The following is a 23890-nucleotide window of genomic DNA, read 5'->3' on the forward strand; positions in this document are numbered from 1 at the left end:
CCTCTCAGTAGACGACCGACGGCAGCTGGGCCGTCTCGTCATGCGGCTTCTCTTCGGTGTCGGGCCCCTTCTGGGCAGCCCGGATGATGAGGCGGATCTCGACGACGGCGAGAGCCGCGTAGATCGCCGTGAACGCGATGAGCGATATCAGCACTTCGAGCCCGCTGACGCCTGGCGAGACACCGTCCTGCGTGGTCATCAGCCCGAACACGATCCAGGGTTGCCTTCCCATCTCGGTGAAGACCCAGCCCATGATGTTGGCGGCCAGCGCGAGCGGGAACGACCAGATCGCGACCTTCCACATCCACGGTGCGACGGGCTTCTTGGCGCCCTTGCGGGTGACCCAGAGGCCGGCGACGGCCACGAGCGCTGCGGCGATGCCGAGGCCGATCATCCAGCGGAACGCCCAGTACGTGATCCACAGGATCGGCGCGAAGTCGGTCAGACCGGTGGAGGCGTAGGTCTGGGCGTACTCGGCGTTCAGGTCGTTGATGCCGTGCACGCAGGCGTCGAGAGTGTGGGTCGACAGCAGGGAGAGCAGATACGGCACGCGGATCGAGAACAGCTCGGAGCTGCCGTCGGGTGTGCCGAGAGTGAAGATGCTGAACGAGGCGTCCGGACCGCACACCGTGTTGAAGGTCGCCTCGGCCGCAGCCATCTTCATCGGTTGCGCGGCGTACATCGCGAGTCCGAGCTGGTCGCCCGTGAGCACGACGCCCGCAGTCGAGACGATCATGGCCCACAGCCCGAACTTGAGCGAGATGCGCATGGTGTCGAAGTGCTGGCCGCGCGAGAGGTGCCACGCCGAGACCGAGATCACGACACCGGCCGCGAACATGAACGCGCCGAAGATCGTGTGGGGGAACGCGGCGAGCGCGACCGGGTTGGTCAGCAGCGCCCAGAAGTCGGTCAGCTCCGCGCGGTTCGTCGCCTCGTTGAACGTGTAGCCGACCGGGTTCTGCATGAACGCGTTGGCGGCGATGATGAAGTATGCCGACAGGATGCTGCCGATCGAGACGCACCAGATCGTGGCGAGGTGCAGCTTCTGCGGGAGCTTGTCCCAGCCGAAGATCCACAACCCGATGAACGTCGCCTCGAAGAAGAAGGCCAGCAACCCCTCGAACGCGAGCGGGGCGCCGAACACGTCGCCGACGAAGCGGGAGTAGTCCGACCAGTTCATGCCGAACTGGAACTCCTGCACGATGCCGGTGACGACGCCCATGGCGAAGTTGATCAGGAAGATCTTGCCGAAGAAACGGGTCAGGTGCAGGTACTGCACCTTGGCGGTGCGCACCCATGCGGTCTGGAAGATCGCGGCGACCAGCGCCATGCCGATCGTCAGCGGCACGAAGAGGTAGTGGTAGACGGTCGTCAGCCCGAATTGCCATCGGGCCAGAGCGAGCGGATCAAGCCATTCCATGCACGACTCCTGTTCTGTGGTGCCCCTGCGTCATGCGGTGACGCGGCGGCTCCGTTCCCTCGATCAGCGGCGCGGTGGTGTCGCGCAGCTGCACGGTGCAGTCCGATGGGAGGACAGCATCGCGCACGCACTCGGCTTCGAGCGGTCCGCCTGCCTCGTTCAGGACGCCTTGCATGAGTTCGAGATGCACGCGGCACAGCATCGGGCGGTCTTCCGAGCGTCCGGCGGCGTGCGGGCAGGGGCTGAGGTCGACCGTGAGCCGCTGGTCGTCGAGCACGGGCTCGAAGCCGCTCTCCTCGAGGTGCTCCACGAGCGCGTCGAGCTGATACGTGGCCGCACGTCCGAGTCCGGATGCCGCGTCGGGGAGCATGCTCCGCATCAGGTCACCGCGACGAGCGGCGGCCTTGGCCTTGTCGCGCGCCACCGGGCTGGAGGCGCCGGGCGCTCCGGTGGCGGCGCTGTAGAGGGTGCGCGGGCGACCCCTGGTGGTGCGGTGCTCGATCGTCGGGATCACGTAGCCGCCCTCGATCAGGCGCTGCAGGTGCTCGCGGACCGTGTTGGGGTGGAGCCCCGTGGCATCGCACAGCTCGGAGATCGAGAGCTCGCCTCGGGTCGACGAACTTCCCGCTTCGAAGAGCAAGTGCAGGATCTGCACCCGGGAGTAGCTCGAGATCGGCCCGCAGACGGGCCCGCCGTTGGCCATGAACCCAGTATCCCGCGACACTGCGAGTTTGCCGAGAGGATCGGCCGTGAATAAACACCTGGCCGATAGGGATGTCTGATGCCGGCGATAGCCTGGGGGCATGGCCACCCGGAAACCCGCTCCTCCCGCGTACGTGTGCACGGAGTGCGGGTGGACGACCGCGAAGTGGGTCGGGCGCTGCGGCGAGTGCCAGCAGTGGGGAACGGTCCAGGAGCAGGCGGCGCAGACCGGCATCCTCCGCCGGGTCGGTCCGGTCGCACCGACCGCCGACCGCGCCGCACGGCCCATCACCCAGATCACGACGCAGGATGCTCCGCGCCGTTCGAGCGGCGTCGGCGAGTTCGACCGCGTGCTCGGCGGCGGCATCGTGCCGGGCGCGGCCATCCTGCTCAGCGGTGAACCGGGCGTCGGCAAGTCGACGCTCCTGCTCGAGGTCGCCGCCCAAGCGGCACGGGGCGGGCGCCGTGTGCTCTACGCGAGCGCCGAGGAGTCCCCGGGTCAGGTGCGACTGCGTGCCGAGCGCACCGGCGCCCTGCACGACGAGCTGTACCTCGCGAGCGAGACCGACCTGGCGACGATCCTGGGCCACATCGACGAGGTGAAGCCGCAGCTCGTGATCGTCGACTCGGTGCAGACCGTCTCGTCGTCGTTGATCGACGGCGCCGCCGGGCAGCCGAGTCAGGTGCGCGAAGTCGCGGCGACGCTGATCCGCATCGCGAAGGACCGCGACCTGCCGATCATCATCGTCGGCCACGTCACGAAAGACGGCCAGGTCGCCGGCCCCCGCGTGCTCGAGCACCTCGTCGACGTCGTGTGCCATTTCGAGGGCGACAGGCAGACCTCCCTGCGCTTCATCCGTGCTCTCAAGAACCGCTTCGGGCCCACGGACGAGGTCGGCTGCTTCGAGATGACCGGAGACGGCATCGCCGAGGTTCCCGACCCGTCCGGCCTCTTCCTCTCGCAGGGAGCGACCGAGCCCGGAACCTGCGTCGCGATCTCGCTCGAGGGCCGCCGTGCTCTTCCTGTCGAGGTGCAGGCGCTCACGGTGCCCAGCAACGCTCCGAACCCTCGCCGCATCGTGCACGGCCTCGATTCCTCGCGGGTGGCGATGGTGCTGGCGATCCTGGAGCGTCGCGCGGGTGTGCCCACCGGCAGCCTCGACGTCTATGTGTCGACCGTCGGAGGTGTGCGCTTCACCGAGCCGGCCGCCGACCTCGCGATCGCGATCGCCGTGGCGGGCTCCATCCAGCAGATCTCCGTACCGCGCACGGTGGCCGCGGTGGGCGAGCTGAGCCTCGCCGGTGAGATCCGTCCGGTCACCCAGGCGGCGCAGCGTCGGTCCGAGGCCGCACGCCTGGGCTACGAGCAGGTGGTCGACGATCGCTCGAAGACTCTTCGTGCCGCGCTCGGCGACGTGCGGGCGCGCAACACCTCGCGCCGCTCCGACCGCGACATCCCGCCGTTCTGACCGGAGGCGTTTCGGGTCGCAGAACTCGGCGGATGGCTTCTCAGGCGTCGAGCGCCTTGAGCAGCTCGGCGGGATCCGCCTGCATGGGGTGCGGACCGGCGATGTCGAGGAACACGGTCGTGATCGGGTGCTCGGCGAGGAACTTCCGCAGCCAGTCCGCACTGTAGATGCCGACACCGGGCGGCAGGTTGGCCGGCTTGTTCTTGGCATCGCTGAAGAGCAGCAGCGCGAGGTCGCCAGTCTTCGGGTCGCGGTAGGTCCACACCTCGCCGCTGTCGAGCGGGTTGTCGCGCGCGCCGGGCGTGATCAGCGGCACGACCGTGGTGCCGTGGCGGAGGGCGAGAGCGACCGCGGCGACGTCCTGCTTCTCCAGGGCCTGCGCCAGCGCGTCCGAACGGAAGTCTTCGGGGGCCGGCTTGTTCTTCGCGGACTTCGACTTCTTCGCTGCCATGTGTCCAGCTTATTCACGGTGCGAGGCGCAGAGCGCCGATTCGACCGTGGATACGATTGGGGCCCTCTCGAGTCCCACATTGGGGACTGGGGTACTCGAGAGGGCCCTCGGACTCTCGTGCGGCGGTGTCGAAGCGCTGGGGACGCTGTAGTTCGACGCCACTGGGGATGGCTTTGTGCCGCTAATGCGGAGAGTCGCTTCTATGGTATCCCAAAGAGTCGCAGATGTCAGCATCGCGTACCGAAGGCGGGAGAGATCGCCTCATTTCGCGCGTGCAACGCGGATTCACGACGATTTTCGAAGACGTCTTCCGTGATCGCTTCGAACTCAGCGAGGGCGCGATCGGGCGGAGATCAGTAGAGCAGGATCTGCGCGCTCGAAGGGCTCGTGAACCCGCCGATGGAGACCTCGACGTGGTACGACGCTCCCCCGCCCGGTGCCCGCTGACGGTTCTCCTGCGCGCAGGTCTCGACGCTCGAACGCGTGCGATCCCAGGTCACGGGGTCTTTGCTCGTGACGGTCGTTCCCGCCGTGAGCGTGGCGATCATGCTGCTCGGGTTCTCCTGGCAGTCGGTCGAGCGCCACCAGACGTCGGCACCGCTGGAGATCGTGAACACCTGGGTGGTCGACCCCACATCGATCGTGCAGTCCTCGCTGCCCTTGTTCGTGAGCGAGATGGAGAGCTTCGGCATCACCCCGGCCGCGTACGTCTCCGCGTCGGTCACCGCCGCGACCTCGATGTCGGCCGCCTCGCAGGGCGCGATCGCGGGGGTCTGCGCGGTGGAAGGGTCCGGAGAGGGCGATTCGCCTTCGGCCGAGGATTCGACACTCGGCGAGGGAGAGGACGACGGCGACGGAGTCGGGGTCGATCCCGTGTCGGCAGCTGCCCAGGGGCGTGCGATCAGCAACCAGATGCCGATGCCGATGGCGGCGACAGCCAGGATGAGGCCGACGATGACGACCAGTCGCCGACGACGGTAGACGGCGGCAGAGCGACGGGGCATGACTCCAGGCTAAGCGATCACCCGGCCCCAGCCTGGGAGGCCCCACGGTCCACGCGGACGCGGCTCAGAGCACTTTGAGCATGCGGGTGTTGCCGAGGGTGTTCGGCTTCACGTGGGCGAGGTCGAGGAACTCCTCGACACCCGCGTCACCGCTGCGCAACAGCTGCGAGTAGACATCGGGATCGACCACCTGTTCGCCGATTGGCGTGTAGCCGCGCCGCCCGAAGAACTCCACCTCGAAGGTGAGGCAGAACAGGCGGGTCAGGCCGAGCATCCTGGCGTTCTCCTCCAGACGGTCGACGATCGCGCGTCCGACGCCGTGGTGCAGCCAGTCCTCGCGCACGAGCAGGGTGCGCACCTCACCGAGGTCTTCCCAGATCACGTGCAGTGCGCCGCATCCGATCAGCACCCCGTCGGCTTCCGCCACGACGAACTCCTGCACGGCGCCGTAGAGCACCGCCAGGTCTTTGCCGAGCAGGATGCGCTGCTCCACGAGCGGCTGCAGCAGGGTGCGGATGCCGACGATATCGGCGCTGCGCGCCGGTCGGACAATGTACTCGCTCACACCACAAGCCTAGAACCCGTGCGCCGCCGGGGCCTGTACCGGACACAGGAAAGGGCGGATGCCGCAGCATCCGCCCCTTCTCATGATTCAGCTGGAGCTCACTCCCCGCTGGCGACCGCCAGGTCGGGGGTGCCGGAGATCGCGCCGCCGCCGGTGTTGACGCCGACCGCGACCGGGCCGCCGTCGCGCGGGCCGTGCTCGAACAGGAACTCCCCATCCTTCGCATCGACCTTCACGTGGTCCCCGGAGTTGAGCTCACCGTGCAGGATCTTCTCCGACAGACGGTCCTCGACCTCGTGCTGCATCGCGCGGCGCAGCGGTCGGGCGCCGAGCGCCGGGTCGAAGCCGATCTCGATGAGGCGCTCCTTGGCGGCCTGCGACAGCTCGATCGTCATGTCGCGGTCCAGCAGACGCTCGCCGAGGCGCTTGGTGAACAGGTCCACGATCTGCACCAGCTCGCTCTTGGAGAGCTGCGGGAACACGATGATGTCGTCGACGCGGTTCAGGAACTCGGGCTTGAAGTGCCGCTTGAGCTCTTCGTTCACCTTGCCCTTCATCCGGTCGTAGCTGGTCGAGTCGTTGCCCTCGATCTGGAAGCCCACGGGGCCGCCAGCGATGTCACGCGCACCGAGGTTGGTGGTCATGATGATGACCGTGTTCTTGAAGTCCACGATCCGACCCTGACCGTCGGTGAGACGACCCTCTTCCAGGATCTGCAGCAGCGAGTTGAAGATATCCGGGTGGGCCTTCTCGATCTCGTCGAAGAGCACCACGCTGAACGGCTTGCGCCGCACCTTCTCGGTGAGCTGGCCACCCTCTTCGAATCCGACGAATCCGGGAGGGGCTCCGAACAGGCGCGAGACGGTGTGCTTCTCACCGAACTCACTCATGTCGAGCGAGATCAGCGCAGCCTCGTCGTCGAACAGGAACTCGGCGAGCGCCTTGGCGAGCTCGGTCTTTCCGACGCCCGTGGGGCCGGCGAAGATGAACGAGCCCGAGGGACGCTTCGGGTCCTTGAGGCCGGCACGCTGACGACGGATCGTCTTGGAGAGGGCGGCGATCGCCTCTTCCTGACCGATGACGCGCTGGTGCAGGGCCTTCTCCATGAAGACGAGTCGGCTGGACTCCTCTTCCGTGAGCTTGAAGACGGGGATGCCGGTGGCCTGTGCGAGCACCTCGGCGATCAGACCCTCGTCGACGACCGCGGAGGTCGCGACGTCGCCCGCACGCCACTGCTTCTCGAGACGCAGACGCTCGGCGAGGAGGCTCTTCTCCTCATCGCGGAGGGCGGCGGCCTTCTCGAAGTCCTGCTCCTCGGAGGCGATCTCCTTCTGCTCGCGCACGGCGGCGATCTTCTCGTCGAATTCGCGCAGCTCGGGCGGGCTCGACAGGATCGACAGACGCAGGCGTGCGCCGGCCTCGTCGATCAGGTCGATGGCCTTGTCCGGAAGGAAGCGGTCGGAGACGTAGCGGTCGGCGAGGTTCGCCGCTGCCACGATCGCGCCGTCGGTGATCTGCACCTTGTGGTGCGCCTCGTAGCGGTCGCGCAGACCCTTGAGGATGTTGATCGTGTGCGGCAGGGTCGGCTCGTTGACCTGCACCGACTGGAAGCGGCGCTCGAGTGCAGCATCCTTCTCGAAGTGCTTGCGGTACTCGTCGAGCGTGGTCGCACCGATCGTCTGCAGCTCGCCACGGGCGAGGAGCGGCTTCAGGATGCTGGCCGCGTCGATCGCGCCCTCGGCGGCACCCGCACCCACCAGGGTGTGGATCTCGTCGATGAAGACGATGATGTCGCCGCGCGTGCGGATCTCCTTGGTGACCTTCTTCAGGCGCTCCTCGAAGTCACCGCGGTAGCGGGACCCGGCGATGAGCGAGCCGAGGTCGAGCGAGTAGAGCTGCTTGTCCTTCAGCGTCTCGGGCACATCGCCCTTGACGATCGCCTGGGCCAGGCCCTCGACGACGGCGGTCTTTCCGACGCCGGGCTCGCCGATCAGGACGGGGTTGTTCTTGGAACGGCGGGAGAGGATCTGCATGACCCGCTCCGCCTCCTTCTCGCGCCCGATGACCGGGTCGAGCTTGTTGTCGCGGGCGGCCTGCGTGAGGTTGCGACCGAACTGGTCGAGCACGGCGGAGCCGCCCTGGGTGCCGGCCTGCGAGTCGTTGGTCTGTGCACCGACGGATGCCGGCTCGCGGCCGGGAGCGCCGGAGAGCAGCTGGATGACCTGCTGGCGGACCTTGTTGAGGTCGGCGCCGAGCTTGACGAGCACCTGGGCGGCGACACCCTCGCCCTCGCGGATGAGGCCGAGCAGGATGTGCTCGGTGCCGATGTAGTTGTGGCCGAGCTGCAGGGCCTCGCGGAGGCTGAGCTCGAGCACCTTCTTGGCGCGCGGGGTGAACGGGATGTGCCCGGTCGGCTGCTGCTGACCCTGGCCGATGATGTCCTGCACCTGCTCGCGCACGGCGTCGAGGGAGATGCCGAGGCTTTCGAGCGCCTTGGCGGCGACACCTTCGCCCTCGTGGATGAGACCGAGCAGGATGTGCTCGGTTCCGATGTAGTTGTGGTTGAGCATCTTCGCCTCTTCTTGGGCGAGGACGACCACTCGACGGGCTCGGTCCGTGAATCTCTCGAACATGCTGTGACTCCTTATTCGCACGGGGCGAAGACGCGTGAAGCGCTTGTACATCGAGAGTAACCACCACATCGGGCACGTATGCCCGTGTTCGCCGTGGGCATACCGGGGCTTGACCGTGTTATCGACAGTCGTTATGTTAACGAAAGTCGATAACACGGGTCCCGAGAGGACCGTCGAGAAGGGGGACGACATGACCGCTGCGCCGACCACGAACAGAGCAGCCACACTCGTGGAGAAGACCGTGCTGGGCTTCATCGCCGGAGCCGCGGCGGCCATAGCCGTCGTCGACCTCATCGGCGTCGGCATCCGCTCGGCCGTCCTCCTCGGGAGCGAGGCGATCACGATCCCGGCGATGCCGCTGCGCTCGGTGGAGGCCCCCGCGGTGCTCGCCGCCTCCTCTGCGGTCTCCGAAGCGCACTACGACACCGTCACGATCACCGCCGAGAGTCTGAGTCTCTCGCCGCGGCTGCTGCTCGCGATCGCCGATGCTCTGGCGATCCTCGGTCCGATCGCGGTCTGTGCCGCCGTGGCCTGGCTCTGCGTCCGCCTGTTCATCGGACGACCGTTCGGAACCGCTGCCACCTGGGGCATCGGCGCCGCGGCCATCGCCGTCATGCTCGGCGGTCTGCTGAGTCAGGCCGTGCGCGCCAACGGCTTCAGCGAGGTATCGCAGGAACTCGGGCTCGCGTCCGCAGGCATCCCGACGTTCGAGATGTCCATCGACCTCGCCCCGCTCGGGTGGGGCTTCGCACTGGCCGTCGTCGCCGGCGCCTTCGAGATCGGACAACGTCTGCAGCGCGAAACGGAAGGACTCGTCTGATGACCACGACCACTGCCACCCCCACCCGCTCCGAGAAGGCGGATGCCGTCACCGTCATCCTCTACGCCGCCGTGGCGCTGGTCACGGTCGCCCTCGCGACGACCCTGCGCATCGCCGGCACGTTCCGCGAGACCGGGATCGCGTGGACGGTTCCGATCGACCAGCAGCCGATCTCCGCCACGACCGACTCCGGAGCGATCTCCATCGAGGGGTTCGCGGACGAGGCGCTGATCATCGCGAACGGAGTGGACGCGGCGTCGGTCGCCGCGATCGTCGCCGCGATCACCCTGTGGGCACTCGCGGCCGCGATCGTCATCGCCGCGGTGACATCGGTCGCCTGGAACTTCCTGCGCGGACGCTTCTTCGTCCGCGCGAACGTCTGGGCGTTCAACGCCATAGGGTGGACGCTCGTCGGCGCACCCATCCTGATCGTGATGCTGGAGACCATGGGTCGCAACGGCGTCACTTCCGCTCTCGGCATCGGTGAAGGGGAACCCGTGCACCCGCTCGAGTTCTGGACGATCGCACCGATCTTCGCCACCGGGGTGACGGTGGGCCTGATCGCGGTGGCATTCCGCCGCGGCATCCGGCTGCAGAACGAGAAGCTCGCGCTCGAGAAGGAAACGGAAGGACTCGTCTGATGCTCGCTTTCAGCTCCAGCACCGATCTCGGCCCGGCGCTCGCCTTCATCGGGGTGGGTCTCCTCGTGCTCGGCGCCGTCGCGGGGGTCACGATCTGGCGCGGACGCAGGCGCGGGAGCACGACGCTCGTCATGGATGTGGCACTCACGCTGAGCGGCTGGTGGGTGTCGCTGGGGCTGCTCGGACTCGTCAACAACGTCGTGAACATCATCGCGGGCAATGGCGGCTTCGAGGTGGGTACGTCCGTCAGCATGCCGTGGCCCGCCGGAGTTCCGTGTGATCGCACCTGGGAGGGCGAAGATCCTGCGCTGTTCTGCGGATCGGGATCGCTCAGCTCTGCCTACGTCCTGCACAGCAGCGTCGGAATCCGCCTGCTGGTGGCGCTCAGTCAGGTGTGCACGACCGCACTCGCGCTGGTCCCGGCTGTCCTGATCGGCGTGGTCTGCTTCTTGACGCTTCGCGGGCGCCCCTTCGCCCAGACGATCGTGCGCGCGCTGTACGCAGGCTCGATCACCGTGTTGGTCCTGGGGATCGCCGCCGGAGTTCTTCCGGAGATCAGCGGGGTCCTCGCTCTGCGAGAAGCTGTGCCACAGGACAGCGGGCTGTACCCGATGACGTTCCAACTGGGACTTTCCCTGCCGGCGATCGGCGGTGCGCTCGGGCTGGCTGTGCTCGCCGCCGTGTTCCGCGAGGGTTCACAGCTGCAGCAGGAGAAGGCGGCGCTCGAGAAGGACACGGAGGGGCTGGTGTGACCCCGGCCGAGAGCGACGACGAGTTCACCGGCATCCACTGCCGGCTCGACGAACTGCTCGCCGAGCGGGGGATGACGCTCACCGAGCTGAGTGCCACGGTCGGGGTGAGCATCGTGAACCTGTCGGTGCTGAAGAACGACCGTGCCCGCGCCATCCGCTACTCGACGCTGCGGGCGATCTGCGAGGCGCTCGACTGCGAAGTCGGCGACCTGCTGGTGCTCGCTCCGCGCTGAGCCCCGCACGGATTGTCATCCTTCGTCATATCCACCCAGGGAATTCTCAGGCAGTCATAACGTTGGGCCTCATGGCGCGCACTCGGTGCGCCGCGATTCTGGAGTCCCCACCCTCATGAGCACCACCGCACGCGCCCAGAAGGCGCCTGATACCCGCGGACCGGTCCGGAACCTGCTGACCTCGTTCGGCTTCCAGATCCTCGCAGCCCTCGTCCTCGGCATCGCCGCCGGTCTGATCGGCCGACAGCTCGGCGCCACCGCCGAGAACCCGACCGGGCTGTCCGCGACACTCGACACCATCGGCAACTCGTACGTGACGCTGCTGCGCGCCGCCGTCGTCCCGCTGATCTTCACGGCCATCGTCGCCAGCATCTCGAACCTGCGCCGCGTGCAGAACGCCGCACGCCTGGCGGGGCAGACGATCCTGTGGTTCGCGATCACCGCGTTCATCGCCGTGATCATCGGCATCGTGCTCGGCCTCGTGATCCAGCCCGGCAACCGGGCCGGTGAGGGCCTCGAGCCCGGCGACCCGTACACCGTGGGCACCTGGTGGAACTTCCTGCTCGGGCTCATCCCGCAGAACTTCCTCGGCCTCACGGTCAGCACCTCGCCCGGCGCGGTCGAGGGCACGTTCTCGTCGAGCGTCGGCTTCAACATCCTGCAGGTCATCGTGGTCGCGGCCGTCATCGGCATCGCGGCGCTCAAGGCCGGCAAGAAGGCCGAGCCGTTCCTCATCTTCACCGAGTCGCTGCTCAAGGTCATCCAGCGCGTGCTGTGGTGGATCATCCGCATCGCCCCGCTCGGCACGTTCGGCCTCATCGGCTCGGCCGTCATCAAGTACGGCTGGGAGAAGCTCGCCTCGCTCGGCTGGTTCGCGGCCGCGGTCTACATCGGCCTCGCGCTCGTGCTGTTCGTCGTGTACCCGATCCTGGTGCGCACGCACGGCCTCTCGATCAAGCAGTACTTCTCAGGTGTGTGGCCCGCCGTGCAGCTGGCCTTCGTCAGCCGCTCCTCGATCGGAACGCTGCCGCTCACCGAGCGTGTGACCGAGCGCAACCTCGGCGTGCCCCGCTCGTACGCCTCGTTCGCCGTGCCGCTGGGTGCGACCACGAAGATGGACGGCTGCGCCGCGATCTACCCGGCCATCGCCGCGATCTTCGTCGCGCAGTTCTTCGGCATCGAGCTGAACCTCGTGCAGTACCTGCTGATCGTGATCGTCTCGGTCGTGGGTTCCGCTGCCACCGCCGGCACCACGGGCGCTGTGGTGATGCTCACGCTGACGTTGTCGACCCTGGGCCTGCCGCTCGAGGGCGTCGGACTGCTGCTCGCGATCGACCCGATCCTCGACATGGGCCGCACTGCGGTCAACGTCGCCGGTCAAGCGCTGATCCCGACGATCGTCGCCAAGCGCGAGGGCATCCTGAACGAGGAGCTCTACAACGCTCCCCGCGAGGGCCTGCCCTTCGCCGACGACTCGGGCGACGACGACGACGCTCCCGAAGCGGATGCCCCCTCCGACAAGGAGCCGGTCAGCGCTCGCTGACCTCACCCCGCCACGGCAGAGCGCCTCGCCCCTTTCTCGGGGCGAGGCGCTCTGCCGTTCAGGGGTTCGGGGGATTCAGGGGTTTCAGGCCCGACTCTGCTGGCGGGTGGCGCCGCGGGTGTCGAGCGCGAGCTCCTCGGCATCCATCGCGGCGATCAGCTCGCGCATGACCTCCTCATCGAGGTTGCCCGCATCACGCTCGGCGAGGAGGATGTCGCGGCGCACCTGCAGCCACCCCTTCGACAGGGCGACGAGGTCTTCGTAGGAGGGCCGGCTCGCGGCATCCTCGACCTTCTGCGCCTCGTCGGTGTCTCGCTCGACCCGGGTCATGCGCCGGGTGAAGGCATCGAACACGCGGAGGTCGACCTCGCCGTATTTCGCCTCCCACTCGACGCGCTTCTCGGCGAGGAACTTCTTCCCGGCCTCACGGCTCTTCGCACGCACGTCGGCGAGCGCCGCCTCGTCCTCCTCCTCGTCCACGTCGCTGGCGATGCCGAGGCTGCGGATCAGCAGCGGCAGCGTCAGACCCTGCAGCAGCAGCGTGCCGACCGTGACGATGAACGCCACCACGACGATCGCGTGCGACGCCTCGCTGTCGAGGGTCGCGAGGTCGGCGGCGGCCACCGCGATGGCCAGGGTCACGACCCCGCGCATGCCGGCCCAGGAGATGACGGCACTGTCCTTCCAGGTGAGCTTCAGCCCGGCCATCCGATCGCGCACGATCTGACTGCGCAGCTCGTCGGGGGTGTAGTCGCCCCAGCGCCGCGATTTCCGGTGCCGTTTCTCGAACTCGCCGGACTGCACGCCGCGATCCCAGCGTTCGAGCTTGCGGCGATCCTGGAAGTTCGCCCACGCACTGGTCGGATAGATGTAGAGGGGCCGCACGATGACGACCACGAGCAGAACCGCTCCGGAGAGCAGCAGGATCTGCCCGACCGATTCGCTGCCGAGGTCGCTGAGCACGCGCGGGAACTGGAGGCCGATATAGGCGAACACGAAGCTCTCCAGCAGCAGATCGGCCGAGAGCCACAGCGGCTTCTCCTGCTGGCGGGTGGTGTAGTCGGTGCGCGGCGAGTTGTAGCCGACGTAGAGCCCCATCGCCACCACGGCGAGCACGCCCGATCCGAGCAGGTGCTCGGCGATCGCGTAGGCGCCGAACGGAGCGAGGAGCCCGAACGTGCCGATCACGACCGGATCGCTGATGCGCATGCGCAGCTGGTGCAGGACGATGCCGAACACCAGGCCGACGGCCACGCCGACACCGACCGCCACGAGGAACTGCCAGATGCCACCCCAGATCGAGACGGTCGCGCCCGCGAGGATCGCGGCGAACACGCGGTACAGCGTGAGCGAGGTCGCGTCGTTGATGAGGCTCTCACCGGAGAGCACGGTCATGATGCGACGCGGCAGGCCGAGTCGCCGGCCGATCGCCGCGGCGGACACCGCGTCCGGCGGAGCCACGATCGCACCGAGGAGCAGCGCGCCGGGGAGCGTGAGGGAGGGCAGGATCCACCACGCGACGAAGCCGACGGCCAGGGCGGTGAGGAGCACGAGCCAGATCCCGAGCCGACGGATCTGCGGCAGGCTGCGCTTGAACCCGACGAACGAGACGTCGAGCGCGGCCGAGTACAGCAACGGCGGCAGCACGAGGCTCAGCAGCACGTGCCCGTCGATGTCCAGGTCGGGCACGAACGGCAGGAAGGATGCGGCGAGCGCCACGATCGTCACCAGCAGGGGTGCCGGCCACCCCCGCCAGCGTGCGAACGCGGCGATGGCGACGGACCCGACGAGAACGTAGAAGATGCCTGCTTCCATGCCCCCAACGGTAGCGGGGGAATGGAGCCGCTCAGGCTCGCGTTGTCCTTGAGGATGTCCGATACAGCTCTCTCCGTCCTCGACCTCGTTCCGGTCCGCACCGGCCAGACCAGCGCAGAGGCCATCGCCGCCTCGCTCGCCCTCGCGGAGGTCGCCGACGACCTGGGTTATCGCCGCTACTGGTTCGCCGAGCACCACAACATGCCGTCGGTGGCATCCACCACTCCCCCGGTGCTGATCGCGGCTGCGGCCACCCGCACCTCGCACCTGCGTCTGGGTTCGGGCGGGGTGATGCTGCCCAACCACGCACCTCTCATCGTGGCCGAGCAGTTCGCCGCCCTCGAGGCGATCGCGCCGGGACGCATCGACCTGGGCCTCGGCCGTGCCCCCGGAAGCGACCCCGTGATCACGCAGCTGCTTCGCGGTTCGGGCACCACGAGCGACGTGGAGCAGTTCCCGCGGCATGTGCAGGACATCGCGGCGCTGCTCTCCGGCGACGGCGCTGCACTGCGCTTCACCTCCGGTGGCGAGTACACGGTGCGCGCCACACCTGCAGCGACCGGCACCCCCGAGGTGTGGTTGCTCGGCTCGAGCGACTACTCCGCCCAGCTCGCCGCATCGCACGGGCTGCCCTATGTCTTCGCGAATCACTTCTCGGGGCAGGGCCTCGAGCGCGCGCTCGACCTGTACCGCAGCGGGTACCGCCCGAGCGAGGAGCACCCCGAGCCGCGCACCTTCCTCACCGTCAACGCGGTCGCCGCGCCCACGCAGGAGGAGGCGGAGGCCCGCGCGCTCCCCCAGCTGCGGATGATGGCGCGCCTGCGTCTCAACCAGCCCCTCGCCGCTCTCGAGACCGTCGAGCAGGCGGCGGCCGCCGAGACGGATGCCGCGACCGATGAGGTCGTGCAGGCCGCGCGCTCGCGCTGGTTCGTCGGCACGGGCGAGAGCGTCGCCGCCGAGGTGCGCGCCTTCGCCGAGCGCTACGGCGTCGAAGAGGTCATGCTGTCCCCCGTCGCCGGCGCATACGACGCCGAGCCGAAGGATGCCCCGACCGGTCGGGCGCAGACGCTGGAGCTCATCGCCGCCGCCCTCCGCAGCTGATGTCGAGCGCCTGTCAACCCCTGGCTTTCGCCGCGGCACAGGCGTAGCGTCACGAACAGTGCCGTCGACAGGGGCGCGGCCCCTTCGGCGAACGCACTGTCGGCAGCAGCAGAAGGAGTTCGACGATGAGCACGACCAAGACTCTCGCCCTCTGGGTCGCCTACGGACGCAACGGCGTCGTCGGCAGCATCCGACACGACGAGGACGGTTACACGGTCACGATGGTCGGATCGGATGCGGTGACGGGAACCTACCCGAGCCTCGCCTCGGCGAAGGGCGCCCTGCACTCCCATATGTCTCCGGGCAGCGACTGGCCGCGCTTCCAGGAGCACTGACCACACGCACGGACACAGATCCACGGAACCACGGCATCCGCCCGGCCGCGCACGGGGATGGGGCGCGGCGGGGCGGGTGACGTCAGGCCTCGGGCTCGCCGGAGAGGATGCCGCGCAGCCAGTCGCGCGCCTCGACGAACACGTCGTCGGAGTAGCGATCGGGATACTGCACGATCTGCCGGTCCGCGCGCGGATACGAGCCGAGGAAGACCACGCGCGGACTGAACCGGCGGATGCCGAGCAGCGCGTCGGCCATGCGCTCGTGCTCGATGTGGCCGTCGGCGTCGATCACGAACCGGTAGCGGCCGAGCTCGTCGCCGATCGGCCGCGACTCGATGAGCGACAGGTTGATGCCGCGGGTCGAGAACTGCTCGAGCATCTCGAGGAGCGACCCGGGGTGATCATGCGGGAGCTCGACGATCAGGGAGGTCTTGTCGGCCCCGGTCGGCTCGGGCGAACGGGTCGTGCGGGTGACCAGCACGAAGCGGGTCACGGCCTGGGCGTTGTCGCCGATGCCGTCCGCCAGCACGTCGACGTCGTAGTGGTTCACGATGCCGGGAGCCGCGATGGCCGCCTGTGCAGGAAGCGTGCCGTCGAGGACGCCGATCGCCGAGGCGACGTTGCTCGACGCAGGCACGTGCGAGTGCGAGGGCAGATGTGCCCCGAGCCAGCCGTGGCACTGGGCGTAGGCGACCGGGTGCGCCGCGATCACCTCGACCTCGTCGAGCGTCGTACCGCGAGGGGCGACCAGCACGAAGTTCACCCGCACCAGGTACTCGCCGATGATGCGCAGGCCGGGGAGCGTCGCGAGGGCGTCCTGCGTGGTGGACACCCCGCCCTCGATCGAGTTCTCGATCGCGATCATCGCGGCGTCGCTGCGGCCCTCGAGCACGTCGGCCAGAGCCTCGCCCACGTTGTGCACGGGGCGCCAGTCCTGGCCGCGGGCCTCGGCCACCTGATCGAGCGCCGCCTCCGTGAAGGTTCCGGCAGGGCCGAGATAGCTGTAGGTGCGGCGTTCAGTCACGGGTTTCACCTTAGCCCTCGGCGGGCCGACCGCTCTTCTGGGTGACTTCCCGGATGCGGTCCCGCCGAACAGGGGGCAGACTGAGGGGATGACCAGCCGTGCCGGCCTCCCCGCGGAGGAAAGTGACCTGATCGACGTCGACGAACTGATCGCCGCCTACTACGACCGCACTCCGAACCCCGAGGTCGCAGCCGAACGGGTCGTGTTCGGCACCAGCGGCCATCGCGGATCCTCGCTGTCCAACAGCTTCAACGAGAACCACATCCTCGCCACGACGCAGGCCATCGTCGACTACCGCGACGCGCAGGGCATCACCGGTCCGCTCTTCCTCGGCCGCGACACGCACGCGCTGTCACTGCCCGCGGAGCGCAGCGCGATCGAGGTGCTGCTCGCGAACGGCATCGACGTGCGCGTCGACTCGCGCGACTCGTGGGTGCCCACTCCGGCGCTCAGCCACGCGATCCTCACCTACAACCGCGGCAAGGCGGCCGACGACCCGAGTCGTGCGGACGGCATCGTCGTCACCCCCTCGCACAACCCTCCGCGCGACGGCGGCTTCAAGTACAACCCCCCGCACGGCGGACCCGCCGACACCGATGCCACGAGCTGGATCGCCGACCGTGCGAACGCCCTGATCGCGGCAGGACTCGAGGGAGTGAAGCTCGAGCGCTTCGCCGACATCGACTGGGATTCCCTCACCGGCTACGACTTCCGCGACGCCTACGTGCGCGACCTGCCGTCGATCATCGACATCGACGCCATCCGCAGCGCCGGGGTCAGCATCGGCGCCGACCCGCTGGGCGGGGCCTCCGTCGAGTACTGGGCGCTGATCGCCGAGATGCATGACCTCGACCTCACCGTCGTGAACCCCGAGGTCGATCCGACGTGGCGCTTCATGACGCTGGACTGGGACGAGAAGATCCGGATGGATCCGTCCTCGCCCTCCGCGATGGCCTCCCTCGTCGCGAAGAAGGGCTCCTACGACATCCTCACCGGAAACGACGCCGACGCCGACCGGCACGGCATCGTGACCCCGGATGCCGGACTGATGAACCCGAACCACTACCTCGCCGTCGCCATCGACTACCTGTTCTCGCATCGGGAGGACTGGCCGCGCGACGCCGCGATCGGCAAGACGCTGGTGTCGTCGATGATCATCGACCGCGTCGCCGAGTCGCTCGGGAGGCACCTGCTGGAGGTGCCGGTCGGATTCAAGTGGTTCGTTCCCGGACTCCTCGACGGTTCGGTCGCGTTCGGCGGCGAGGAATCGGCCGGAGCTTCTTTCCTCCGCAAGGACGGCTCGGTCTGGTCGACGGACAAGGACGGCATCCTGCTGTGCCTGCTGGCCGCCGAGATCATCGCCGTCACCGGCAAGACCCCGTCGGAGCGGTACCGCGAGCTGGAGACCGCCTTCGGGGCATCGGCGTACCAGCGCGTCGACGCACCGGCGACCCCGGAGCAGAAAGCCACCCTCGGCAAGCTCGCTCCCGAAGCCGTGACGGCGACCGCGCTCGCCGGTGAGGACATCACCGCGAAGCTCTCGCACGCGCCCGGCAACGGCGCGGCGATCGGCGGGCTCAAGGTGCAGACCGAGCACGCCTGGTTCGCCGCCCGCCCGTCGGGTACCGAAGACGTCTACAAGCTCTACGCCGAGAGCCTGCGCGGCCCGGAGCACCTCGCCGAGGTGCAGGCCGAGGCCCGCGCCGTGGTGTCCGCCGCGCTGGACAGCTAGCGGAGGCCTTCGATCGGTCTGTCGGCCGAAGGTCAGGACGGGGCGAGCGCAGGCGCGGCACGTTCCTGCGCAGCGCGCGCGAGTGCGGCACCGGCCGCGCGCAGCCAGCGCCCAGGCTCGGCGAGAGCGGCATCCGCTGACCCGGCGAGATCGGTGAGGGACGCGGCTGCCGCGAACAACGAGGTGTCGGCATCCGCGGTGATCCGTCCTGCCGCGAGCATCGCGTCCGCGCCGGCGTCGGCGGCGAGCCCCGCGAGGAATGACGGCGCCTTGCCATCGCCCGACTGCCCGTCGTAAGACCCCTCTCCCGTGACGACCACGTCGGCATCGGCGATCGCGTCGGCGAGGCCGATGAGGGCGGCCACCTCGGCGGCGCCGGGAGCGAGCATGCCACCCCACACCACGAGCGCGGCACCTGTGCCCCCTGCCGCCCCGTTGCCCTGCCCCGCGGGATCGATGCGCAGCAGTTCGGCGAGACGGCGAAGGCCGTCGTCGACGAGCGCGATGTCGCGCGCCGCACGCAGCCCCTTCTGCGGACCGAACACCGCGGCGGCGCCGCGCGGGCCGGTGAGCGGATTGGTGACATCGGTGAGCACGCGCACCTCGGGTGCCCGGCGCAGTGCGCTCAGATCGACGGATGCGATGGCGTCGAGCCCGCGCGCACCCCGGGGAACCGCCGCCCCTGCGGCGTCGAGGAACAGCGCTCCGAGCGCCGAGAGCATCCCGGTGCCCCCGTCGGTGGACGCGCTGGAACCGATGCCGACGACGAGTCGCGAGACGCCGTGATCGAGAGCGGCGGCGAGGGCTTGGCCCAGCCCCGTCGTATCGGCGTCCCAGGGGCGCAGCTCGTGCAGCAGCTCGATCCCGGAGGTCGAACCGAGATCGACGACGCCCGTGCCCGCCGGGGCATCGTCCGTCGGCGGGAGCAGCAGCCAGAAGGTGTCGATCCGCTCCCCGGCCGGTCCGTCCACCGTGATCGGCATCCGCACGGCGCCGGGCACCGCCGCCTCGAACGCTGCCACCGTGCCCTCACCGCCGTCCGCCATCGGCCGGTGCACGAACTCGGCGCTCGGCTCGACCGACGCCCACCCGTCGGCGAGGGCGGCAGCGGCATCCGCGGCCGTGATCGTGCCCTTGAAGCTGTCGGGGGCGAGAACCACCCGGGTCACTGCGCGATTCCCGGGGTGCTGGCGCGCACGACCACCTCGAGCGGCAGGGGCGGCTGCTCCCACTCCGCGTCGACCGTCGCACGGAACGCCTGATATCCGACTTCACTCAACGGCACGCGCACCGTCGTCAAGGCCGGGGTGACATCGCTGCTCGCGGGCACGTCGTCGAAGCCGCAGACCGCGATATCGCCGCCCACCTCACGCCCCGCCTCACGGATCGTGGACATCGCGCCGAGAGCCACCACGTCGCTGATCGCGAAGACCACGGTGCCGGGCTCGACGCCGTCGACGAGCGCCTGCTGCATCTGCGCAGCTCCCGACTCGCGGCGGAAGTCTCCCCGGCGCACGCTCTCCACCACGCCACCGGCCGCTTCGAATCCGGCGTGGAAGCCGACCAGACGGTCGTCCGACGTCCGCACCCCCTCCGCAGCGCCGAGCACTATCGCGGAACGGTATCCGAGCTCGCCCATCCGCCGACCGAGCGCCTCCGCACCGGAACGGTTGTCGATCTCGATGCGCCGCTCGCCTTCGTCATCCGGCCCGAACGCCACGACCCTGCCGCCCAGCCGCACGAACTCCGCGAGTTCGTGCGCGGTCTCGGTCTCGGTCTCGCCCTGGGTCCGAGAGGCGGCGAGGATCAGCCCGCGCGGCCGCTGCCCCCGGAGGGCACGCACGATCCGCGCCTCGCGGGCCTGGTCGCGTTCGGTGATCGCGATGGTCACGACCAGCCCCTCCTCGTCGGCACCACGAGCCACGCCGGACGCGATCAGGCCGAAGTAGGGGTCGGCGATGTCGGCGACCAGAAGGGCGATGACCGGCGATGTTCCGCGGGCGATCGACTGGGCCGAGACGTTCGCGGTGTATCCGAGCTTCTCGGCCGCCGACTCCACGCGTTCCCGGAACGACTCGGCGACCTTGCGCTCGGAGCCGTTGAGAACCCGGGACGCGGTCGCCAGCGAGACCCCGGCCTCCCGGGCGACGTCGTGCAGCGTGGGTGCCGGCCCCCGCGCGTGACGCGGAGACCGCGTCGGCGAAGGCCGCTCCGCGGACATTGCGGGCTTGGTCATGCCCCAGATCCTACTTCCCGAGCCATCCGTGCATCCTCCCGACCGGCGGGACGGGACCGGCGTCCGAGCCCCTTCACCCGAGGTGCGGGGAGACGGCCGCGGCGAAGGTCTCGACAGTGCGGCGCACGACCTTCTCCGGGGCATCCGCCCAGATGTCGGCGTTGAAGATCTCGACCTCGATGTCGCGTTCGTACCCGGTCGCGATCACCGCGCGGGTGAGGGAGCCGAAGTCGATCACCCCGTCACCGGTGTAGTGCCGCGAGAGCAGCACGTCGGCGGCGAGGGGCGTCTTCCAGTCGCACACCTGGTACGTGGCGATGCGACCTTCGCGACCGGCCCGCGCGATCTGATCGAGCACCTGCGGATCCCACCAGATATGGAAGGTGTCGACCGCGGCGCCGACCACCTCGGGCTCGAACTCACCCGCGATGTCGAGCGCCTGGCCGAGCGTCGAGACGACAGCACGATCGGACGCATACATCGGATGCAGCGGTTCGATCGCGAGCGTGACCCCCGCGGCCTTCGCCTCCGGAGCGAGCACGCCGATCGCGTCGCGCACGCGCTCGCGCGCTCCGATCAGGTCGCGCGATCCCTCGGGCAGACCACCCGCGACGAGCACCAGCACCGCGGTCGAGCGCTCGGCACCGGCCGCGGCCAGGGTGGCGGTCTCCTCGATCGCCCGACGGTTGTCGTCGAGTGCGGCATCCCGCTCGGGTCCGGCCGGCAGCGTGAAGAAGCCGCCGCGGCAATGGGTCGTGAAACGCAGCCCGGAGTCAGTCAGCATCCGGGCCGCGACGTCGAGGCCGACCTCGTTCACCGGCTCGCGCCAGAGTCCGATCGCCTGCACCCCGGCGGCTGCGGTGACGCGCAGGGCGGTGGCGAGGTCGGCGTGCTTGACGGTGGCCTGGTTGATCGACAGGCGCGGGTCAGGGGTCTGCGAAGGGAGGCTCATGCGTCCACGCCGTTCATCCGCAGCATCCCGTGCCACCGCTCGCGGGCGAGGTCGGGGTGCTCCAGCGCCAGCGAGGCGTTCGCGAGTTCGACGATGCGGCTGAGGTGCGGCAGGCTGCGTGCGGAGTGCAGTCCGCCGACCATCTGGAAGGCGGGCTGGTGCCCGTTCAGCCACGCGAGGAAGGAGACCCCGGTCTTGTAATAGAAGGTGGGAGCAGCGAACACCTGTCGGCTCAGCTCCTCGGTCGGGCCGAGGATGCGCAGATACCCTTCCGCGTCCCCGGTGTCCAGCGTCTGGATCGCTGCGGAGGCGACCGGAGTGATCGCCGCGAACGCTCCCAGCAGCGCGTCGGAATACCCGCCCTCACCACCCACGCCCTCGCCGCCGATCAGACTCACGTAGTTGAAGTCGTCGCCCGTGAACATCCGCACGCCCTGCGGGAGTCGGCTGCGCACCGAGATCTCGGACTCGGCGTTCAGCAGACTCATCTTCACGCCCGCGACCTTGCCCGGGTTCTCTTCGATGACCTGCAAGAGGACCTCCGATGCCGTCTGCCAATCCTCCGCGCCGAAGTAGCCGGCGAGCTCCGGATCGAAGGCCGTGCCGAGCCAGTGCAGCACCACCGGCGCGGTCGCGCGCGACAGCACCTCGCGATACACACGGCGGTAGTCGGCGCCACCCGTCGCGACGCGGGCGAGGTGGCGGGAAGCCATCAGCACGGGGCCGGCCCCCTGTTCTTCGGTGAAGTGCAGCTGCTCCACGTAGGCCGCGACCACCTGGTCGAGCGAGATGTGCGGCTCGGCGACGTGGTCGGTGTTGACGCCGACCACGACGGAGCCACCCTCCTCACGCGCGACCTCGGCGCTGCGGGCGATCAGCTCACGGGTGGCTGCGGCGTCCAGGCCCATGTTCCGCTGCGCGGTGTCCATGGCGTCGGCGACGCCGAGTCCCCACGAGTAGACGTTGCGGCGGAACGCGAGCGTGGCATCCCAGTCGATGTCGGCGGGCTGCCCTGGAGTGTTGTCGGCGTATGTCTTCGGCACGACGTGCGCGGCGGCGTACGCGATGCGGCTCTGCAGCGGGGCGGTCGGACGCGTGTAGGCCCCCGAGTCGTTGAGGACGACGTCGGCGGTCTCACCGTTCGCCCGGAGAAGTCGCAGGGTGCTCATGCGCGCCTCAGCCCAGGCTCAACGGCGACAGGGCGATCTTGCGCCCCTCGGCGCTGGAGGTCAGACCCGCCTCGGCGAACTGCACGCCGCGGGCACCCGCGAGCAGGTCGAACGGATAGTCGGTGCCCTCGACGTACGAGACCAGGTACTCCTCCCACTGCTGACGGAAGCCGTTGAGGAACACGTCGTTGGTCGGCACGTTCTGCCAGTCGGCGTCGTAGTCGCGGGTGTCTTCCAGGTCGGGGTTCCAGACCGGCTTCGGCGTGGCGTTGCGGGGCTGGATCTTCGCGCCGAACAGTCCGACGACGGCAGACCCGTGCGTGCCGTCGACCTGGAACTCGACGAGCTCGTCGCGATTGACGCGCACGGTCCACGAGGAGTTGATCTCCGCGATCACGCCGCCCTCGATCTCGAAGATGCCGTAGGCCGCATCCTCGGCGGTGGCCGTGTAGTGCTCGCCCTTCTCGTCCCAGCGGTCGGCGATGTGCACGGCGGCCTGCGCGTAGACGCTCTTGACCTCGCCGAAGAGGTTCTCGAGCACGTAGTTCCAGTGCGGGAACATGTCGGTGATGATGCCTCCGCCGTCTTCGGTGCGGTAGTTCCAGCTCGGGCGCTGCGCGGGCTGCCAGTCGCCCTCGAAGACCCAGTAGCCGAACTCGCCGCGCACCGAGAGGATGCGGCCGAAGAAGCCCGAGTCGATCAGGCGCTTGAGCTTCTGCAGCCCGGGGAGGTAGAGCTTGTCGTGCACGACCCCGGTCTTCACCCCCGCCTGGTCGGCGAGACGCGCGAGCTCGAGAGCCTCGTCGAGCGACTCCGCGGTGGGCTTCTCGGTGTAGATCGCCTTGCCCGCAGCGATGGCCTTGCGAAGAGCGGATGCCCTGGCCTTGGTCACGAGGAAGTCGGCGTAGATCTCCCACTGCGGGTCGGCGAGAGCGGCGTCGAGGTCGGTCGTCCAGTCTGCGATGCCGTGCTTCGCTGCGAGCTCGGCGAGCTTGACCTCGCTGCGGCCGACGAGGATCGGCTTCACCGTGATCCTCGAACCGTCAGGGAGCTCGATGCCGCCCTCGTCACGGATCGCGAGGATCGAGCGCACCAGGTGCTGCCGGTATCCCATGCGTCCGGAGACGCCGTTCATGATGATCCCGATCTCGCGGGTGTTCGCCTGTGCCATGGTCTTCCGTTCCTGTCGCGGGACGCCGTTCGTGCTTTCACCGGGGAATATGGGAAAGCGCTTTCCGAAATCATGGCACGAGAGCTGTGGCGATCGCAAGCGTGACCGCCGCGCTCTGATCC

At 68.8% G+C, this 23890-nt stretch carries 22 protein-coding genes; 9 read left to right on the forward strand and 13 right to left on the reverse strand.

From position 1 onward, the window contains the following. Positions 1-4: 4 nt before the first annotated feature. Both ACFVWL_RS03820 and ACFVWL_RS03825 read right to left on the reverse strand, forming a co-directional pair. Positions 5-1420 carry a cytochrome ubiquinol oxidase subunit I gene (locus ACFVWL_RS03820; RefSeq protein ID WP_021201308.1) on the reverse strand — a complete coding sequence of 472 codons (1416 nt, stop codon included), beginning with the start codon at positions 1418-1420 and terminating at the stop codon, positions 5-7. Continuing rightward, a complete protein-coding gene (locus ACFVWL_RS03825; protein WP_387178691.1) occupies positions 1407-2123 on the reverse strand; it encodes a helix-turn-helix transcriptional regulator in 717 nt (238 codons plus the stop codon). Before ACFVWL_RS03825 ends, ACFVWL_RS03820 begins: the two co-directional genes overlap by 14 nt. 100 nt (positions 2124-2223) lie before the next feature. Here ACFVWL_RS03825 and radA point away from each other — a divergent pair, with 100 nt between their 5' ends. Further along, positions 2224-3591 (forward strand): DNA repair protein RadA, encoded by a 1368-nt coding sequence (radA, locus tag ACFVWL_RS03830; RefSeq protein WP_017829416.1) that lies wholly within the window; start codon positions 2224-2226, stop codon positions 3589-3591. A gap of 40 nt (positions 3592-3631) precedes the next feature. Here the strand turns inward: radA and ACFVWL_RS03835 are convergent, their stop codons facing one another. From ACFVWL_RS03835 to ACFVWL_RS03850, 4 genes are all read right to left on the reverse strand, one after another. Continuing rightward, positions 3632-4042 (reverse strand): dehydrogenase, encoded by a 411-nt coding sequence (locus ACFVWL_RS03835; protein ID WP_387178694.1) that lies wholly within the window; start codon positions 4040-4042, stop codon positions 3632-3634. 353 nt (positions 4043-4395) lie between these two features. Further along, a complete protein-coding gene (locus tag ACFVWL_RS03840; RefSeq protein ID WP_387178697.1) occupies positions 4396-5046 on the reverse strand; it encodes a hypothetical protein in 651 nt (216 codons plus the stop codon). Between the two features lie 64 nt (positions 5047-5110). Further along, on the reverse strand, positions 5111-5611 hold the full coding sequence (locus tag ACFVWL_RS03845) for an amino-acid N-acetyltransferase (protein WP_387178699.1): 501 nt from the start codon (positions 5609-5611) through the stop codon (positions 5111-5113). 98 nt (positions 5612-5709) lie between these two features. Then, on the reverse strand, positions 5710-8244 hold the full coding sequence (locus ACFVWL_RS03850; RefSeq protein ID WP_387178702.1) for an ATP-dependent Clp protease ATP-binding subunit: 2535 nt from the start codon (positions 8242-8244) through the stop codon (positions 5710-5712). Between the two features lie 190 nt (positions 8245-8434). Between ACFVWL_RS03850 and ACFVWL_RS03855 the strand changes: the two genes are divergently transcribed. The 5 genes from ACFVWL_RS03855 to ACFVWL_RS03875 all read left to right on the forward strand — a co-directional run bounded on the left by ACFVWL_RS03855 (position 8435) and on the right by ACFVWL_RS03875 (position 12233). Then, positions 8435-9064, forward strand: coding sequence for a hypothetical protein (locus ACFVWL_RS03855; protein ID WP_387178705.1), 630 nt, complete (start codon positions 8435-8437; stop codon positions 9062-9064). Beyond that, positions 9064-9705 (forward strand): hypothetical protein, encoded by a 642-nt coding sequence (locus ACFVWL_RS03860; RefSeq protein ID WP_387178708.1) that lies wholly within the window; start codon positions 9064-9066, stop codon positions 9703-9705. The genes ACFVWL_RS03855 and ACFVWL_RS03860 overlap by 1 nt, the downstream gene beginning before the upstream one ends. Next, positions 9705-10457 (forward strand): hypothetical protein, encoded by a 753-nt coding sequence (locus ACFVWL_RS03865; protein WP_387178710.1) that lies wholly within the window; start codon positions 9705-9707, stop codon positions 10455-10457. The genes ACFVWL_RS03860 and ACFVWL_RS03865 overlap by 1 nt, the downstream gene beginning before the upstream one ends. Then, a complete protein-coding gene (locus tag ACFVWL_RS03870; RefSeq protein ID WP_387178713.1) occupies positions 10454-10690 on the forward strand; it encodes a helix-turn-helix domain-containing protein in 237 nt (78 codons plus the stop codon). The genes ACFVWL_RS03865 and ACFVWL_RS03870 overlap by 4 nt, the downstream gene beginning before the upstream one ends. A 115-nt stretch (positions 10691-10805) precedes the next feature. Then, complete coding sequence (locus ACFVWL_RS03875; protein WP_387178716.1) at positions 10806-12233, forward strand: dicarboxylate/amino acid:cation symporter; 1428 nt, start codon at positions 10806-10808, stop codon at positions 12231-12233. A gap of 84 nt (positions 12234-12317) precedes the next feature. On the opposite strand, the gene ACFVWL_RS03880 is transcribed toward ACFVWL_RS03875, so the two are convergent. After that, complete coding sequence (locus tag ACFVWL_RS03880; RefSeq protein WP_387178719.1) at positions 12318-14048, reverse strand: cation:proton antiporter; 1731 nt, start codon at positions 14046-14048, stop codon at positions 12318-12320. A gap of 54 nt (positions 14049-14102) precedes the next feature. Here ACFVWL_RS03880 and ACFVWL_RS03885 point away from each other — a divergent pair, with 54 nt between their 5' ends. Together ACFVWL_RS03885 and ACFVWL_RS03890 are read left to right on the forward strand one after the other, a co-directional pair. After that, positions 14103-15149, forward strand: coding sequence for an LLM class flavin-dependent oxidoreductase (locus ACFVWL_RS03885; protein WP_387178722.1), 1047 nt, complete (start codon positions 14103-14105; stop codon positions 15147-15149). A 125-nt stretch (positions 15150-15274) separates the two neighbouring features. Further along, positions 15275-15484, forward strand: coding sequence for a methyltransferase (locus ACFVWL_RS03890; RefSeq protein WP_387178725.1), 210 nt, complete (start codon positions 15275-15277; stop codon positions 15482-15484). Between the two features lie 82 nt (positions 15485-15566). Here ACFVWL_RS03890 and pheA read toward each other — a convergent pair whose 3' ends face one another. Continuing rightward, on the reverse strand, positions 15567-16517 hold the full coding sequence (gene pheA / locus ACFVWL_RS03895; RefSeq protein WP_387178728.1) for a prephenate dehydratase: 951 nt from the start codon (positions 16515-16517) through the stop codon (positions 15567-15569). A gap of 79 nt (positions 16518-16596) precedes the next feature. Here pheA and pgm point away from each other — a divergent pair, with 79 nt between their 5' ends. Next, entirely contained in the window at positions 16597-18240 is a 1644-nt protein-coding gene (gene pgm, locus ACFVWL_RS03900) for a phosphoglucomutase (alpha-D-glucose-1,6-bisphosphate-dependent) (RefSeq protein ID WP_387178731.1), read from the forward strand. Positions 18241-18272: 32 nt separating this feature from the next. Here pgm and ACFVWL_RS03905 read toward each other — a convergent pair whose 3' ends face one another. The 5 genes from ACFVWL_RS03905 to ACFVWL_RS03925 form a co-directional block, all read right to left on the reverse strand. Next, positions 18273-19409, reverse strand: coding sequence for a glycerate kinase (locus ACFVWL_RS03905; RefSeq protein WP_387178734.1), 1137 nt, complete (start codon positions 19407-19409; stop codon positions 18273-18275). Further along, a complete protein-coding gene (locus ACFVWL_RS03910) occupies positions 19406-20476 on the reverse strand; it encodes a LacI family DNA-binding transcriptional regulator (RefSeq protein ID WP_387178737.1) in 1071 nt (356 codons plus the stop codon). The genes ACFVWL_RS03905 and ACFVWL_RS03910 overlap by 4 nt, the downstream gene beginning before the upstream one ends. Before the next feature lie 73 nt (positions 20477-20549). Continuing rightward, the gene (locus ACFVWL_RS03915) at positions 20550-21428 is read right to left on the reverse strand and encodes a sugar phosphate isomerase/epimerase family protein (protein ID WP_387178740.1); all 879 of its coding nucleotides are present in this window, start codon (positions 21426-21428) and stop codon (positions 20550-20552) included. Further along, positions 21425-22597 carry a dihydrodipicolinate synthase family protein gene (locus tag ACFVWL_RS03920; protein WP_387178743.1) on the reverse strand — a complete coding sequence of 391 codons (1173 nt, stop codon included), beginning with the start codon at positions 22595-22597 and terminating at the stop codon, positions 21425-21427. The genes ACFVWL_RS03915 and ACFVWL_RS03920 overlap by 4 nt, the downstream gene beginning before the upstream one ends. A 7-nt stretch (positions 22598-22604) precedes the next feature. Further along, positions 22605-23768, reverse strand: a complete 1164-nt coding sequence (locus ACFVWL_RS03925) for a Gfo/Idh/MocA family protein (RefSeq protein WP_387178746.1) — start codon at positions 23766-23768, stop codon at positions 22605-22607. Between the last annotated feature and the right edge of the window lie 122 nt (positions 23769-23890).

It is taken from the genome of Microbacterium sp. NPDC058269, assembly GCF_042881445.1.
Taxonomy (GTDB): Bacteria; Actinomycetota; Actinomycetes; order Actinomycetales; family Microbacteriaceae; genus Microbacterium.

Coding starts and splice junctions, on each gene's coding strand:
- ACFVWL_RS03820 (WP_021201308.1), bottom strand. CDS start 1,420: ATGGAATGGCTTGATCCGCTCGCTCTGGCCCGATGGCAATTCGGGCTG.
- ACFVWL_RS03825 (WP_387178691.1), bottom strand. CDS start 2,123: ATGGCCAACGGCGGGCCCGTCTGCGGGCCGATCTCGAGCTACTCCCGG.
- radA (WP_017829416.1), top strand. CDS start 2,224: ATGGCCACCCGGAAACCCGCTCCTCCCGCGTACGTGTGCACGGAGTGC.
- ACFVWL_RS03835 (WP_387178694.1), bottom strand. CDS start 4,042: ATGGCAGCGAAGAAGTCGAAGTCCGCGAAGAACAAGCCGGCCCCCGAA.
- ACFVWL_RS03840 (WP_387178697.1), bottom strand. CDS start 5,046: ATGCCCCGTCGCTCTGCCGCCGTCTACCGTCGTCGGCGACTGGTCGTC.
- ACFVWL_RS03850 (WP_387178702.1), bottom strand. CDS start 8,244: ATGTTCGAGAGATTCACGGACCGAGCCCGTCGAGTGGTCGTCCTCGCC.
- ACFVWL_RS03855 (WP_387178705.1), top strand. CDS start 8,435: ATGACCGCTGCGCCGACCACGAACAGAGCAGCCACACTCGTGGAGAAG.
- ACFVWL_RS03860 (WP_387178708.1), top strand. CDS start 9,064: ATGACCACGACCACTGCCACCCCCACCCGCTCCGAGAAGGCGGATGCC.
- ACFVWL_RS03865 (WP_387178710.1), top strand. CDS start 9,705: ATGCTCGCTTTCAGCTCCAGCACCGATCTCGGCCCGGCGCTCGCCTTC.
- ACFVWL_RS03875 (WP_387178716.1), top strand. CDS start 10,806: ATGAGCACCACCGCACGCGCCCAGAAGGCGCCTGATACCCGCGGACCG.
- ACFVWL_RS03880 (WP_387178719.1), bottom strand. CDS start 14,048: ATGGAAGCAGGCATCTTCTACGTTCTCGTCGGGTCCGTCGCCATCGCC.
- ACFVWL_RS03885 (WP_387178722.1), top strand. CDS start 14,103: ATGTCCGATACAGCTCTCTCCGTCCTCGACCTCGTTCCGGTCCGCACC.
- ACFVWL_RS03890 (WP_387178725.1), top strand. CDS start 15,275: ATGAGCACGACCAAGACTCTCGCCCTCTGGGTCGCCTACGGACGCAAC.
- pgm (WP_387178731.1), top strand. CDS start 16,597: ATGACCAGCCGTGCCGGCCTCCCCGCGGAGGAAAGTGACCTGATCGAC.
- ACFVWL_RS03910 (WP_387178737.1), bottom strand. CDS start 20,476: ATGACCAAGCCCGCAATGTCCGCGGAGCGGCCTTCGCCGACGCGGTCT.
- ACFVWL_RS03915 (WP_387178740.1), bottom strand. CDS start 21,428: ATGAGCCTCCCTTCGCAGACCCCTGACCCGCGCCTGTCGATCAACCAG.
- ACFVWL_RS03920 (WP_387178743.1), bottom strand. CDS start 22,597: ATGAGCACCCTGCGACTTCTCCGGGCGAACGGTGAGACCGCCGACGTC.
- ACFVWL_RS03925 (WP_387178746.1), bottom strand. CDS start 23,768: ATGGCACAGGCGAACACCCGCGAGATCGGGATCATCATGAACGGCGTC.